This window comes from Phyllobacterium sp. NPDC097923, from assembly GCF_044760925.1.
GTDB lineage: Bacteria > Pseudomonadota > Alphaproteobacteria > Rhizobiales > Rhizobiaceae > Phyllobacterium > Phyllobacterium calauticae.
This window is the reverse complement of the sequence record NZ_JBIWBL010000007.1, coordinates 94,645-107,898: the sequence shown is the minus strand read 5'-3', so window position 1 is coordinate 107,898 and position 13,254 is coordinate 94,645. Positions and strand designations below refer to the sequence as shown.

The 13,254-nt window shown below is 61.6% G+C and carries 12 protein-coding genes; 3 read left to right on the top strand and 9 right to left on the bottom strand.

Going from position 1 to position 13,254, the window contains the following annotated elements:
- Window positions 1-7 precede the first annotated feature (7 nt).
- Complete coding sequence (locus ACIQWS_RS23310) at window positions 8-1,225, top strand: adenylate/guanylate cyclase domain-containing protein (protein WP_346308356.1); 1,218 nt, start codon at window positions 8-10, stop codon at window positions 1,223-1,225.
- A 62-nt stretch (window positions 1,226-1,287) separates the two neighbouring features.
- On the opposite strand, the gene ACIQWS_RS23305 is transcribed toward ACIQWS_RS23310, so the two are convergent.
- From ACIQWS_RS23305 to ACIQWS_RS23285, 5 genes are all read right to left on the bottom strand, one after another.
- On the bottom strand, window positions 1,288-1,431 hold the full coding sequence (locus ACIQWS_RS23305) for a hypothetical protein (protein ID WP_163364476.1): 144 nt from the start codon (window positions 1,429-1,431) through the stop codon (window positions 1,288-1,290).
- Window positions 1,432-1,587: 156 nt separating this feature from the next.
- Window positions 1,588-2,424, bottom strand: a complete 837-nt coding sequence (locus ACIQWS_RS23300) for an oxidoreductase (protein ID WP_346308355.1) — start codon at window positions 2,422-2,424, stop codon at window positions 1,588-1,590.
- A 177-nt stretch (window positions 2,425-2,601) separates the two neighbouring features.
- The gene (locus tag ACIQWS_RS23295; protein WP_403184744.1) at window positions 2,602-3,384 is read right to left on the bottom strand and encodes an SDR family oxidoreductase; all 783 of its coding nucleotides are present in this window, start codon (window positions 3,382-3,384) and stop codon (window positions 2,602-2,604) included.
- A gap of 26 nt (window positions 3,385-3,410) precedes the next feature.
- Window positions 3,411-4,604: an aminotransferase class V-fold PLP-dependent enzyme gene (locus tag ACIQWS_RS23290; protein ID WP_403184742.1), complete on the bottom strand. Its 1,194-nt coding sequence runs from the start codon at window positions 4,602-4,604 to the stop codon at window positions 3,411-3,413.
- Window positions 4,605-4,606: 2 nt separating this feature from the next.
- The gene (locus tag ACIQWS_RS23285) at window positions 4,607-5,077 is read right to left on the bottom strand and encodes a RidA family protein (RefSeq protein ID WP_403184740.1); all 471 of its coding nucleotides are present in this window, start codon (window positions 5,075-5,077) and stop codon (window positions 4,607-4,609) included.
- A 143-nt stretch (window positions 5,078-5,220) separates the two neighbouring features.
- Between ACIQWS_RS23285 and gcvA the strand changes: the two genes are divergently transcribed.
- Entirely contained in the window at window positions 5,221-6,150 is a 930-nt protein-coding gene (gene gcvA / locus ACIQWS_RS23280; RefSeq protein WP_403184739.1) for a transcriptional regulator GcvA, read from the top strand.
- Entirely contained in the window at window positions 6,140-6,874 is a 735-nt protein-coding gene (locus ACIQWS_RS23275; protein WP_403184736.1) for a glutathione S-transferase, read from the top strand. The genes gcvA and ACIQWS_RS23275 overlap by 11 nt, the downstream gene beginning before the upstream one ends.
- Here ACIQWS_RS23275 and ACIQWS_RS23270 read toward each other — a convergent pair.
- Genes ACIQWS_RS23270 through nirB form a run of 4 tightly spaced genes read right to left on the bottom strand, consistent with a single transcriptional unit; the run spans window position 6,871 to window position 13,253 of the window.
- Window positions 6,871-7,806: an NAD(P)-dependent oxidoreductase gene (locus tag ACIQWS_RS23270; protein WP_403184734.1), complete on the bottom strand. Its 936-nt coding sequence runs from the start codon at window positions 7,804-7,806 to the stop codon at window positions 6,871-6,873. The two genes, ACIQWS_RS23275 and ACIQWS_RS23270, sit on opposite strands and share 4 nt — an antisense overlap.
- Window positions 7,778-10,447: a molybdopterin-dependent oxidoreductase gene (locus ACIQWS_RS23265; RefSeq protein WP_403184731.1), complete on the bottom strand. Its 2,670-nt coding sequence runs from the start codon at window positions 10,445-10,447 to the stop codon at window positions 7,778-7,780. Before ACIQWS_RS23265 ends, ACIQWS_RS23270 begins: the two co-directional genes overlap by 29 nt.
- 6 nt (window positions 10,448-10,453) lie before the next feature.
- On the bottom strand, window positions 10,454-10,783 hold the full coding sequence (gene nirD, locus ACIQWS_RS23260) for a nitrite reductase small subunit NirD (RefSeq protein WP_403184729.1): 330 nt from the start codon (window positions 10,781-10,783) through the stop codon (window positions 10,454-10,456).
- 4 nt (window positions 10,784-10,787) lie between these two features.
- Window positions 10,788-13,253 carry a nitrite reductase large subunit NirB gene (gene nirB / locus ACIQWS_RS23255; protein ID WP_403184727.1) on the bottom strand — a complete coding sequence of 822 codons (2,466 nt, stop codon included), beginning with the start codon at window positions 13,251-13,253 and terminating at the stop codon, window positions 10,788-10,790.
- Window position 13,254 lies beyond the last annotated feature (1 nt).

The window sequence follows — 13,254 nt, the reverse complement described above, 5'->3', positions numbered from 1 at the left end:
GGGAATCATGACGGAAGCCGACATAGTTGCGATTGAAGAATGGCTCGACGCGCAGGGATTGGCCGGCGCCAGCGAAACCGAACTGCTGAACGGTTTCTGCGTGCGGTGCTGCGGCCTTGGCATCACGCTCGAACGCGCCTTGACCTTTGTCGATACGCTGCATCCCATCTACGAGGGCAGGGCGTTCCACTGGCGCCAGCGCGAGGAGGTGGAAAAGCCGGTGATCGAGTATGGCTCGAGCACCCAGGGCCCCGGCGCCGAAAGCTGGCAGCGGACCACTTTCTACCACCTGCTGCAGTCCGGCGAGGATTCGCTCCGCCGCCGCATCGGCGAAATGGACGAACCGGGCTTTCTGCATCTGGAAAACCTCAAGGCCGAAGGGCTCACCGATTATCTCGCGCTGGTCCACCGCTTTTCGACGCAGGGCAGCATCGGCGAAATGGACTGTTTCTATTCGCAATGGTCCACGGCGCATGCCGACGGCTTTGTGGACAGCGACATTGCAACCCTGAAACGTCTGGCGCGGGGGCTGGCGCTCGCGATCAAATGCTCCTCGCTGGCGCGGATCGTGCGCACGGTGGCCGAGGTCTATCTCGGGCACGATGCGGGCGAACGCGTGCTGGCCGGGCGCATCAATCGCGGCGCGGCCGACCGGATCGAAGCGGTTCTCTGGTATTCGGACCTGCGCGACTATACGCGCATTTCCGACGCGGCAGGACCGGATGCCATAATCCCGATGCTGAACGACTATGCCGATGCGGTCATCTCGTCGATCCAGGAAGCGGGCGGCGACGTGCTGAAGCTCATCGGCGACGGCACCCTGGCCATCTTCACCGAAGGCGGGTCGCAGACGGCCTGCGCCGCGGCGCTGAAGGCCCAAGCCCTCCTGCGCAAGCGGCTCATCGTGCTCAATGAGCGGCGCGCCGCCGAGAAACAGCCGATCACCAATGTCTATCTCGGCATGCATGTGGGCGAGGTGTTCTTTGGCAATATCGGCAGCGACACGCGGCTGGATTTTACCGTCGTCGGACCGGCCGTCAATGAAGTCAGCCGCATCGCATCCATGTGCCGGTCCGTCGATCAGGATGTCCTGATCTCGGACCGCTTCGCCGCATTCCTGCCGGAAGAACTTCGCTCCAAACTGGTTTGCGTCGGGCGTTTCGCCTTGCGCGGCGTCGGGCGGGCGCAGGAACTGTTCACCCTCGACCCCGCCGAAAAACGTTGAAACCCGCAATGCCGGGCATTGCGGGTTTCCTGTGCTTTCACAAGCGCATCAAAAGGCGCTGATTATCCGTTTAAATATCGCTTTGCCAGTTCTGCCATATCGCGATCTTTCTTGGTCTTGATCGGATGCAGCACGCGTGAAAGAAGTTTCAGCGTTGAAAAGCCCGGCTTGAGATACGGTGAAAGGGTGGGGAGTTGGATGTTCATTGCAAATATCCCTTTCTTTTTAAGTGATTTGAATAGCGGGGGTTTATTCCCAGTCTGAATATCGCATGGCGGAAGGGCGAGGCGGTATACCGATCCACCGAGGTGATTGCCTATTTCTCCGGGAAGATCGTGTTGATCTCTGGGCAGAAAAGCGGCTCAAAAATTACCATCCGTGGAAATCGACAGGGATCGCCATTTGTTGATTTCCGCGTGAACCGAATCCAGCTTCGTCGCGATGCCTTTGACCGCATCGGAACCGGCGGCATAACGCAGGGGTGGCTCCTGCGAGGCGGCCAGTTCAATCAATGCCGACCCGAGCTTTGCCGGATCGCCCGCCTGCTTGTAGCTGTACCCGTCATAGGTCGTGCGCGTTTCACGCGAGGCTTCGGCATAGTCCTCAATGCTTTTATTGCCATAGCGAACCGAACTTTCATCGAGAAAATCCGTGCGGAAGAACCCCGGCTCGACGATGGTCACATGGATGCCGAAGCGGGCCACTTCCATGGCCAGCGATTCCGAGAAGCCTTCAACCGCAAACTTCGTCGAACAATAGACGGAAGCACCGGCAAACCCGACCATGCCGCCTATGGAGGACAGATTGAAGATGCGGCCCGATCTTTGCCAGCGCATCACAGGCAGAACCGCGCGGGTCACGTGCAACAGGCCGAATACATTGGTGGCGAATTGCCGTTCGATGTCGTCGGCACCATTTTCTTCGAATTGACCCAGCTGGCCGTAGCCGGCATTGTTGACGAGAACGTCGATGCCGCCGAAATGGGTGACGGCAGCGTCCACCGCCTGATCCGCCTGATCCGGCTTGGTCACGTCCAGCTCAACAATCAGCAATTGCCCCTCGACGCCCGCGAACGCCTGTTGCACCTGCTTGCGATTGCGGCCGGTTGCGACCACATTGTCACCGGCTGCCAGCGCAGCCTTGGCGACTTCCGCGCCGATACCCCGTCCGGCACCGGTGATAAACCATGTCTTGCTCATCCTGCATTTCCTTGTCGTGCTAAAACAGAGCCCCTTGGGGCCACGACGTGAACATAAGACGGCAGGCGGGAAAGCACGTAGACCGGAACTCCGGATGGATTGCCTGATCCTCCGGATTTCGCGATGCCGTGAGTTGCATAAGTTTAATTATGGAACTCACGGCATCGATGCAGGCTTTCACCCCAGTGTCGAGTTGAAGGCGCCGCCATCGAGCAGTAGGTTCTGCCCGACGATGAAGCCGGCATACTGGCTGCACAGGAAGGCGGCCGCCGCGCCGAATTCCTCCTTGGTGCCGAAGCGGCCGGTCGGATTGGCGGCATGGGCTTCAGCGCGCGCCTGTTCGATGGAGATGCCCTTGGTTTCCGAAGTCTTTTCCAGAAATCCCTTGATCCGGTCGGTCTCGTGCGAGCCCGGCAAGAGATTGTTGATGATCACGCCGTGGCGCGCCACCTGCCGCGCAGTTCCGGCAACAAAACCGGTCAGGCCGCTGCGCGCGGCATTCGACAGGCCGAGCTGGGCAATGGGAGATTTCACCGAGCCGGAGGTGATGTTGACCACGCGGCCCCATTTGCGTTCGATCATGCCGGGCAGGATCGCGTTCATCAGGTAGATCGGCGTCAGCATATTGGCATTGACCGCCTTCAGCCACTCCTCTTCATGCCAGTCCGACCAGAGGCCGGCCGGCGGCCCGCCGGCATTGTTGACGAGAATATCCGGCCGCGGTTCGGCAGCCAGCAATTCCTTGCGGCCTTGCTCCGTCGTCACATCTGCCGCAACGATCTGCACTTTGACGCCGTAGGTATCGGCGATTTCCTTGGCCGTCTCGCGCAGCACCGCTTCCGTGCGGGCATTCAACGTCAGGTCAACGCCTGCTTCCGCCAGCTTTTCCGCAACGCCGCGGCCAAGCCCTTTTGAACTCGCGCAGACGATTGCCCGCCTGCCCCTGATTCCCAGATCCATTCTGTCCTCACCTGTCCTTCATTCCGTCAAGCGGCCTGCCGTGCAAGAGCAGCAACATTGTCGCAAAGACGGTCAATTTCGTCCGTTGTGTTCAGATAGCTGACCGATGCACGCGCAATCTCGTTGAGGCCGCGCGCCGTCATATCAAGCGGTGTGTAGGGTATCCCATTTGCCGCAATTGTAATCCGCTTTTCCGCAAGTTTGCCGCGCAGAGCCTGCGGCGCAATGCCCGCCACCGTAAAAGAGACCAATCCGGATTTCTCCGTGCCGAGGTCATGAATCGCGACACCGGGAATGGCAGCCAGTTGACCGCGCAATTGCCCGGAAAGTTCCCTGATCCGCTGGCGGATCGCACCCATGCCGAGGCTGCGCGCCTGTTTCAGTGCCGCTCCCAATCCAAGCAGCAGGGCGATAGGCTTTTCACTCGTCTCGAAACACTGCGCATCGGTCCGCATATGTGGCCCGTCCTCGCCCCATGTGGAGGAAAGGACATCGAGATAGGCTGGTTCGAGTGTTTCAAGAAAAGCCTTGCGCAGATAGAGGATGGCCGCGCCGCGCGGGCCGCGCAGAAATTTTCTACCCGACCCCTTCAGCATGTCACAACCAATGGCGCTGACATCCACCGGAAGCTGGCCGAGCGCCTGCGCCGCATCGATGAAATAGGGAATGCCCGCCGCGCGCGTGACCCTGCCGATGGCAGCGGCATCATTGATAAGTCCGCCATTGGCGGGAAGCCACGTCAGGGCAACAAGGCGAACACGGTCATCGATCATGGCAGCGAGCGCATGGGCATCCACACTGCCGTCTTCATTCACCGGGATGGTCTCGACGCACGCACCTGCCCTTTTGGCCACCGCCTGCATCGTCGACAGATTGCCGCCCCATTCCTGACGGCCGACCAGAATGCGGTCACCCGCAACAAGCGGCGGCAAAGCGGCAAAGGACAGTCCCCAGGCGGCAGACCCGCTGCTGGAGAAGGCAATCTCGGCAGGCGTCGCACCGATGAGACCGGCGGCATCCGCCCGCGCTTCGTCGATCAGGCCCGCAGCATTGGCCGCAGCTTCCATGGGGCCATAAAGCGATTCACGCTGGAGATGTTCCGTCACCGCCGCCAGCACTGCATTGGAAGGCAGCGACGAGCCGGAATGGTTGAAATGGGTGCTGATGGCACACCCCGGCGTTTCCGAGCGCAACTGTTCAATATCGAGCACTTGGGTCACCGTCAGCCCTCCAGCTCGACCAACGCATCCACTTCGACAGCAACGCCGCGCGGCAATGAGCTGACGCCGACGGCGGCACGGCTGTGACGCCCCGCATCGCCGAACACGGCAACCATCAGGTCCGATGCGCCATTGGCAACCTGCGGGTGCTGGGTAAAGTCAGGCGTCGCCGCCACGAAGACGCCGAGACGCACGACGCGCCGCACGCTGGCAATCGTCCCATCGGTGGCCGCGGCGATCTGCGACAGCACGTTGAGCGCCGCGATCTCGGCTGCCCTGCGGCCTTCCTCAAGGGAAACAGACGCGCCGACAACACCGAGGACGACATTCCCGTCATCGATACGGCTGATCTGCCCCGATATACTCAACAGGGTGCCGGCGCGGACGACCGATACGTAATTGGCAACGGGTACGGACGCGACCGGGAGGTCGTGACCAAGACTTGCAAGCTTCTTTGCTATGGTGGCTGACATCATCATCTCCGGCTGACTATGCCGGCATCATCAACGGCCCTGCTCCGCAGGTCCAATTCAAAACACCGGCGTCACTGATCGATCTGGCTAATGCCTGAAAACCCGGATAAGCTGATGACACGCAGTCGAAAGCATGAGGCGAAATGCGCTCCTCCACCACCTTGCCGCCGTTGCAGGCACTTCGAGCCTTCGAGGCCGTCGCGCGGCTGATGAGTTTTCGCCGGGCGGGCGAAGAACTGCTTATCACGCAAAGCGCCGTCAGCCATCATATCCGCCAGCTGGAAGAGTTTCTCGGCCTGCCGCTGTTTGTGCGCAAGGCGCGCAGCATCGCCCTGACGCCGGAGGGCGAGGACTATCGCGCCCGCACCACCGATGCATTCCGCCTCATCGCCGCCGCCACCGCAGACCTGCGCGGCAGGAATAAGCGCACAGTGGTCCGTATCAGCCTGCTGCCCTCCTTTGCCGCCAACTGGCTCGTATCGCGCCTGCACGGTTTTCAATCGCTGCACCCTGATATCAACCTCGAACTCGATCCCACCCTGCGCAGCGCAGACATTGCCGCCGGGGAGGCCGACATCGCCATCCGCTATGGCGACGGAAACTGGCCCGGGGTCGATGTGCGCCTGCTCATGGCCGAACAGCTCAGCCCGGTTATCAGCCCGGCACTTCTGCAATCGGACAAAGCCATCGAGACGCCGAAGGACTTGCTGCGCCACACATTGCTGTTCGCCAGGAAGCCCGTCGACTGGCAGGTCTGGGCCGATGCGGTGGGCCTTGATCTGGCCGGCGCCCGCACCATCCAGCTGACGGACTACAACATCACCCTGCAGGCGGCGCTGGATGGTCAGGGCATTGCCATCGGCCGCATGCTGCTGATCCGCGATCACCTGCGGACCGGACGTCTGGTACAGCCATGCGCGCAGACGATCACCTCCACCCGCACCGCCCATTGGCTGGTGACGCCCAAAGGGGCCAGCAGCGCTCCGGCGGCGCAAATATTCATCGATTGGCTGATCGCGGAAACCGCAAAGGCATCCAATCAGAGCAATGGAGAAACCGGCAATGCCCTATGAACTCTATTACTGGGACGGCATACAGGGACGCGGCGAGTTCATCCGGCTGGCGCTGGAAGAAGCCGGGGCGGCCTATGTCGACATCACCCGCGAAACCGGCAGCGGGCGCGGCACATCCGCAATGATGCGGATGCTGAAAGGCGCCGATACCTCGCACACGCCGTTCGCCCCGCCCTTTCTGCAAGACGGCGAACTGCTTGTTTCACACGTCGCCAATATTCTTCTCTATCTCGGACCCAAACTCGGTCTGGTGCCGGAGAATGAGGGATTGCGCTCTATCGCCAATGGTCTGCAACTGACCATCACCGACTTTGTCTGCGAGGTGCACGACACGCATCATCCGCTTGCCACCGAGCTTTACTACGAGGATCAGAAGGACGCGGCGAAGGCGCGTTCGGCCAGCTTCATCGAGCATCGCATCCCGAAATATCTCGGCTATTTCGAGCGCAACCTTGCCAATAATCCCGCTGGTGACAGGCACAGCATCGGCAACGGGCTCAGCTATGTCGACCTCTCGCTGTTTCAGGTGATCGAGGGACTGAGATATGCCTTTCCCCGCGCCACGCAGTTGTTCGCCCGGCAATACCCTCTGCTGATAGCCTTGCATGATCAGGTGCAGGATAGACCCAACATTGCCCGGTATCTCGCCTCGCCGCGGCGTATTCCCTTCAACGAGTCAGGCATTTTCCGCCATTACCCCGAACTCGATCAGGACGCCGTCTAGGCGCGCTTGAGAACAACGACGTTCTTGCCGTCGGCGCAAAGACGCTGTGCAGCAGCGTCGTGAAACGGTTTATCGGCCAGGGGAATGCGCCTGGCCTCCCGCCGCGCCAGCTGCAGAACGGCAGCCGGAACATTCCTGCCATAAAAGATCACATCGGCCATTTGCAGCAGACGCATGGCCTTGAGTGTGAGAAGCTCGGGGTCATCACTCTCCACCGGGATGACGGCCACCATGCCCGTGCGTGTGTTGCGGTCATTGGCGACCTCCATCGCCCGTGCCTGCAGTTTGGCTCTTTCATCGGGCAACGGGTCCACGCCAAAGGCGCGATTGACGAAATCCTCCCAGAACAGCCTTCGCTGGCGGCCGGGCTGGAGTGTTTGCGCAATATAACCGCGCAACTGTTGTGCCAGTTGCGTCCAAGCTGCCAGCGATGCGGGCAGGACCGTCTCGATCCGCCGGCGGATCGCCTGCCCCAATATAGGCGCTGCGCCATCGGTCGATATGCCGACCACCACGGGCGAACGATTGACGATGGTGCCAAACTGAAACGCGCAGAATGCCGGTTTGTCGATGACGTTGCACGGCACACCGGCTTGCGTCGCCGCATGCAGAAATGCTTCAGCCTCCTGTTCCGTCGCGGCGTCGGCAACGGCGATGGCAGCACCGCGCAAATCCCTTGCCGACCACCTGCGCGCATGATAGACGAACGGTCCTGCCGCAATCAGGGCGGACATTTCCTCGCTCATGGCTTCGGCGTAGACATGAACCTCGGCGCCCGCCGCGGCCAGCAGTTCGGCTTTCCATGCGGCGGCGGCCATCCCGCCGGCAACGACACCGCGCTTGCCCTGAAGGCTGAAAAACACCGGCAGCACCGCCAGTTGCCCGATACTGCCGGGGCGCGGGCTATTCTGCGGCCTGGACAAGATTTGCATCGACAATCCCCCTGATTTCGGCGCGGCACGAGCCGCAATTCGTTCCGGCCTTCAAAGCCTCACCGATGGCGGCAACGGTCCGGCAGCCGCCGCGCACCGCGCCGGCGATCTCGTTATGACCGACGGAAAAGCAGGAACAGACAATCGCGCCCTTGTCGGGCATATCCCCGCCGGGCCGTCCCGCCAGAAGCTGGAAACGGTTCTGCGCAGCAGGAAAGTGCTGCGACAACTGATCACTGGCCCAACTGCGGGACACGGCGACGGGCTGGCGCGCGATGTAGAGCGCGCCGATCAGGGCATCACCGGCAAAGGCAGCCACGCGGTGCTGGCCATTCCTTGCATCGTGGTAACGCAGCAGCGGCGCGTCATCGCCGCAGCCAAACAATTCTCCGGCAAACATCGCCCAGTCATCCGGCTCGTGAAGACCGGCAAGTTCGATCCGGTATCCTCCATTGGCCTTGGCAAGCGCCCAATAATCCGCCGCAATCCTCCGAGGCTTGTCGCGCAGGACCGCGAACCCGTACCAGAGAGCCGCAAAAGGCTCGATATCCACCCTTGCCATCTTCAGTGCAGGCTGGCCGGAGACCGGGTCGGTCCGCGATGTCACAAGTACGTCCACCCGGGCACTACCGGCAAACTGATTGGTCCAGTGCATGGGCACGAACACGCTGCCGCGCGCCTGCCTGTCCGTCAGCAGCGCCCGGACGATGATATCGCCATGCGCGTTATACAACCGGACAAGGCTCGCATCGGCAATTCCCTGCCCGGCGGCATCGAGCGGATGTATCTCCGCGAAAGGCTCGGCGAAATGCGCGGACAGGCGCGCGCTTTTTCCCGTGCGCGTCATCGTGTGCCAGTGATCGCGCACACGCCCGGTGTTCAAGGTGAACCACCGATCGATCGCGCCGGTATCGGCTGGCGATACCGCAATGAACCGTGCCCGGCGATCCCCGGTAAAGAAGCCGCCTTGTGCAAAAAAGCGTCCGTCCGTTGTCGCAGCGTCCCGGCTTTGCGGCCATTGAAACGGGGCAAGCTCGTCATACGCGCGCGCAGATATGCCGGCATGGGCAGCGATATCGAAATCGCGGCTGCCCTTGTTCTCCACTCCCGACAAAGCGGCGTGCTCGGCAAAGATCTGCGCGGGATTCTGATAGGCGAATGCGGCGGCAAACCCCATACGTTTCGCCACCTCGGTGATGATCCACCAGTCCGGCCGCGCCCGACCCGGCAGCGGCAGGAATGGCCGTTGCCGGCTGATGCGCCGTTCGGAATTGGTGACCGTGCCGTCCTTCTCGCCCCATCCGGCTGCGGGCAAAAGCACATGGGCATAGGCGGTCGTGTCGGTTTCGGCATTGATGTCGGAAACCACGACAAACGGGCACGTCTTCAGCGCCTTCGCCACGCGATCGGCTTCCGGCATGGAATCGGCAGGATTGGTCGCCATGATCCACAGGGCTTTGATCCGCCCGTCACCAACCGCCTTGAACAGATCGACGGCCTTCAGGCCCGGCCTCGCTGCCATGATCGGGGAAGCCCAGAAATCCTGCACCAGTTGCCGGTGCCCGGCATTTTCGATCTGCATATGGCTGGCCAGCATATTGGCGAGCCCGCCCACCTCGCGCCCGCCCATGGCATTGGGCTGTCCGGTGACCGAGAACGGCCCCATGCCGGGGCGGCCGATACGCCCCGTTGCCAGATGGCAATTGATAATCGCATTGACCTTGTCCGTGCCCGATGCCGACTGGTTGACGCCCTGACTGTAGATCGTCATGCTGCGCTCTGTCCGGGCGAACAGCGTGAAAAAGGCGAGCAGTTGATCCGGCGCAATCCCGGCGTGCTGCGAAATCGCGTCCAGATCGTAGGGACTGGCAAGGGCCAGCGCCGCCGCAAAACCCGTCGTGTGCTGCCCGATATAGGCGCGATCCAAGGCCCCCTGCCCGGCCAGAAAACCAAGCAGCCCGATAAACAGCGCCGTATCCCCGTCGGCGCGGATCGGCAGGTGCATGTCGGCGATATCGGCGGTCATGGTGCGGCGCGGATCGATGAGGACAACACGCATCTGCGGGCGCTTCACCTTGGCCGCTGCAATCCGCTGATAGAGCACGGGATGGCACCAGGCAAGATTGGACCCGATCAGCACGATGAGATCGGCGAGCTCGAGGTCTTCATAGGTGCCCGGCACGGTATCCGACCCGAAAGCCCGCATATGCCCCGCCACCGACGACGACATGCACAGCCGCGAATTGGTATCGATATTCGCCGAGCCGATGAAACCTTTCATCAGCTTGTTGGCGACGTAATAATCCTCCGTCAGAAGCTGGCCCGAGACATAGAATGCGACACTGTCGGGACCATGCGTCTTGATGGCATCACTGAAACGGCTGGCGACGAGATCAAGGGCCTTGTCCCAGCTCGCCGCCTTGCCCTCGACCCGTGGCTCCAGCAATCGGCCATCCAGATGAACCGTTTCACCAAGCGCCGATCCCTTGGAGCAGAGCCGCCCGAAATTGGCGGGGTGATCGGGGTCTCCGGCAATGGCAACCGTACCGTCTTTGCCGGGGGTCGCGAGCACGCCGCATCCGACGCCGCAATAGGGACAGGTGGTGCGAACCGTATCGGGAGAAAGCACCGGATTGTCCATGCTGCTCTACTCCGCGGCCATAGCGGCCAGCTCAAGCAGCGCCAGAATCCGGTCGCCGTCCAGCCGGATCGCGATGGTTTTCACGCTGCCTTCATCCGCGCCAAGCGCCTTGCCCGTCTCCAGCGAAATCACCCAATTGTGCAAGGGACAGGTCACTGCAGCACCATGGACGATGCCCTGGCTGAGCGGCCCGCCCTTGTGCGGGCACTGATCGTCAATGGCAAAAATCTGGTCTTCCATGGTGCGGAAAACCGCGATCCTGCCCTCGGGCGTGTTCACGCAGCGGGCGCCCCGGCGCGGAATGTCGTTGATTGTTCCAATCTCAACCCAGTTCATCACTCTACTCCGCTGCCTGCTGGTAACCGATTTTGGCCATCGGCTGGAATTCATGCTTGTCGACGCCCGAAACCCGCTCGGACCACGGATCGACCTGCGCGAATCTCTGGCTGAAGACAAAGCGGTCGAAATAGCCCCGCCGCCTCACCGCGTCCTGCATGATCTGACGGCGGATTTCATCGAGGCCGACACGCTTGGCCCATTTGTAGATGCGTTCGAGATAACGGCCCTGTTCGCGGTACATCTGCGTCAGCGCCACCACATGTTCCAGCGCCTCATCCTCGGTCTTGACCAGCCCCAGAACCTCCGTCCCCTTGATGTCGAGACCCGCCGCCCCGGCGAAATGGATTTCGTATCCGGAATCGACACAGATGATGCCGACATCCTTGCAGGTGGCTTCGGCGCAATTGCGCGGACAGCCCGATACCGCCATCTTGACCTTGGCGGGGGTCCACGATCCCCACATGAATTTTTCGATGCGAATGCCGAGCCCGGTCGAATCCTGCGTGCCGAAGCGGCACCAGTCGGTCCCGACACAGGTTTTTACCGTGCGCAGCCCCTTGGCATAGGCCTGACCCGAGACGAAGCCGGCCTTGCCGAGATCGGCCCAGACGGCAGGCAGGTCTTCCTTCTTAACGCCCAGCATGTCGATGCGCTGGCCGCCGGTGACCTTGACAGCCGGAATGGCGAATTTGTCGACCACATCGGCGATTGCCCGCAATTCCCTTGAGTTGGTGACGCCGCCCCACATGCGCGGCACGACCGAATAGGTCCCGTCCTTCTGGATGTTGGCATGCACCCGCTCGTTGATGAAGCGGGACTGGTAGTCGTCGGCATATTCATCCGGCCAGTCTGCAACGAGATAATAATTTAAGGCCGGGCGGCACTTGGCGCAGCCGCACGACGTCTTCCATTCCAGCTCCTGCATCACGGCCGGAATCGACTTCAGCTTCTTTGCCTTGATCAGCCGGCGGACATCGTCATGGCCAAGATCGGTGCAACTGCACATGGGCGTCACCGCCGATGGATTGTAGGAATCGCCGAGGGTCAGGGCCAGAAGCTGTTCCACCAGCCCGGTGCAGCTGCCGCAGGAGGCGGACGCCTTGGTATGGGCCCGCACATCATCCAGCGAGGTCAGCCCCTTGCCTGAAATGGCACCCGTAATCTTGCCCTTGCATATGCCGTTGCAGCCGCAGATTTCCGCATCATCTGGCAAGGCTGCAACGGCCGCCATAGGGTCCAGCGGGGACCCTCCCTGATAGGACTGGCCGAAAATCAATGTGTCGCGCATCTCCGAAATGTCGGTGCGTTTTTTGGTCAGGTCATGGAACCAGGCGCCGTCGGATGTCTCGCCGTAGAGCACCGTGCCGATGATGCGGTCATCCTTCAGCACCAGCCGCTTGTAGACACCGGCGGCGGCATCGCGCAGGACGATCTCCTGCCGGTCGTCGCCCTCGCCAAGATCACCGACCGAGAACAGGTTGATGCCCGTCACCTTCAGTTTGGTCGGCGTCTCGCTGTGGACGAATTTCGCCTCCGCATCATCCGCCAGTTGCGCCGACACAACCCGCGCCATCTCATAGAGCGGTGCGACGAGCCCGTAGCATTGTCCGCCCACCTCGGCGCACTCCCCGATGGCGAAAATATCGGGATCGGAGCTCCGCATACCGGCGTCGACAACGATGCCGCGATTGGTTGCAAGGCCCGCCTCCTTCGCAAGCAGGGCGTTGGGGCGGATACCCGCCGCCATGACCACCAGATCGGCAGGCAATGTTGTGCCATCGGCAAGCAGAACGCCTTCAACCCTGTTCTGACCGATGATCTCCTTGGTGCTGGCCTTGGTCATCACGCGGATGCCGCGTTGTTCCACCGCCTGTTCGAGCAGATAGCCCGCAGCGGGATCGAGCTGGCGCTCCATCAGCGTCGGCATGATATGGAGAACCGTGACATCCATGCCGCGCGATTTCAGGCCGGCAGCCGCTTCCAGACCGAGCAGGCCGCCGCCGATCACCACGGCCCGCGCGCGGGACTGGGCCGCAAGCAGCATGGCATTCACATCGTCAAGATCGCGATAGGTCAGGACCCCCGGCAGGTTGTTGCCGGGAACAGGCAGAACGAAGGGGACCGAACCCGTCGCGATCAAAAGCTTGTCGTAGCTTTCGGTCGCCCCGGCATCGGAGGTGACCGTCTTTGCCTCCCGGTCGATCCCGATAACCTTGTGGCCCTTGTAGAGCGTAATGCCGTGCTTGATGTACCAGCCATCGCCATGAATGATGATTTCCTCGAATTCCTTTTCGCCTGACAAAACCGGCGACAGCATGATCCGGTCGTAATTGACGCGCGGCTCGGCATTGAAAATGGTGACATCATAGATATCGGGCGCCATCTCGAAGAGATGTTCCAGCGCCCTGCCCGGCGCCATGCCATTGCCGATGACGACGAGTTTTTGCTTTTTCGCGGTTGTTTCCATC

Bases quoted from the DNA above. Each gene is read 5' to 3' on its own strand.
- ACIQWS_RS23310 (WP_346308356.1), top strand. From the start codon at position 8: ATGACGGAAGCCGACATAGTTGCGATTGAAGAATGGCTCGACGCGCAG.
- ACIQWS_RS23305 (WP_163364476.1), bottom strand. From the start codon at position 1,431: ATGAACATCCAACTCCCCACCCTTTCACCGTATCTCAAGCCGGGCTTT.
- ACIQWS_RS23300 (WP_346308355.1), bottom strand. From the start codon at position 2,424: ATGAGCAAGACATGGTTTATCACCGGTGCCGGACGGGGTATCGGCGCG.
- ACIQWS_RS23295 (WP_403184744.1), bottom strand. From the start codon at position 3,384: ATGGATCTGGGAATCAGGGGCAGGCGGGCAATCGTCTGCGCGAGTTCA.
- ACIQWS_RS23285 (WP_403184740.1), bottom strand. From the start codon at position 5,077: ATGTCAGCCACCATAGCAAAGAAGCTTGCAAGTCTTGGTCACGACCTC.
- gcvA (WP_403184739.1), top strand. From the start codon at position 5,221: ATGCGCTCCTCCACCACCTTGCCGCCGTTGCAGGCACTTCGAGCCTTC.
- ACIQWS_RS23275 (WP_403184736.1), top strand. From the start codon at position 6,140: ATGCCCTATGAACTCTATTACTGGGACGGCATACAGGGACGCGGCGAG.
- ACIQWS_RS23270 (WP_403184734.1), bottom strand. From the start codon at position 7,806: ATGCAAATCTTGTCCAGGCCGCAGAATAGCCCGCGCCCCGGCAGTATC.
- ACIQWS_RS23265 (WP_403184731.1), bottom strand. From the start codon at position 10,447: ATGGACAATCCGGTGCTTTCTCCCGATACGGTTCGCACCACCTGTCCC.
- nirD (WP_403184729.1), bottom strand. From the start codon at position 10,783: ATGAACTGGGTTGAGATTGGAACAATCAACGACATTCCGCGCCGGGGC.
- nirB (WP_403184727.1), bottom strand. From the start codon at position 13,253: ATGGAAACAACCGCGAAAAAGCAAAAACTCGTCGTCATCGGCAATGGC.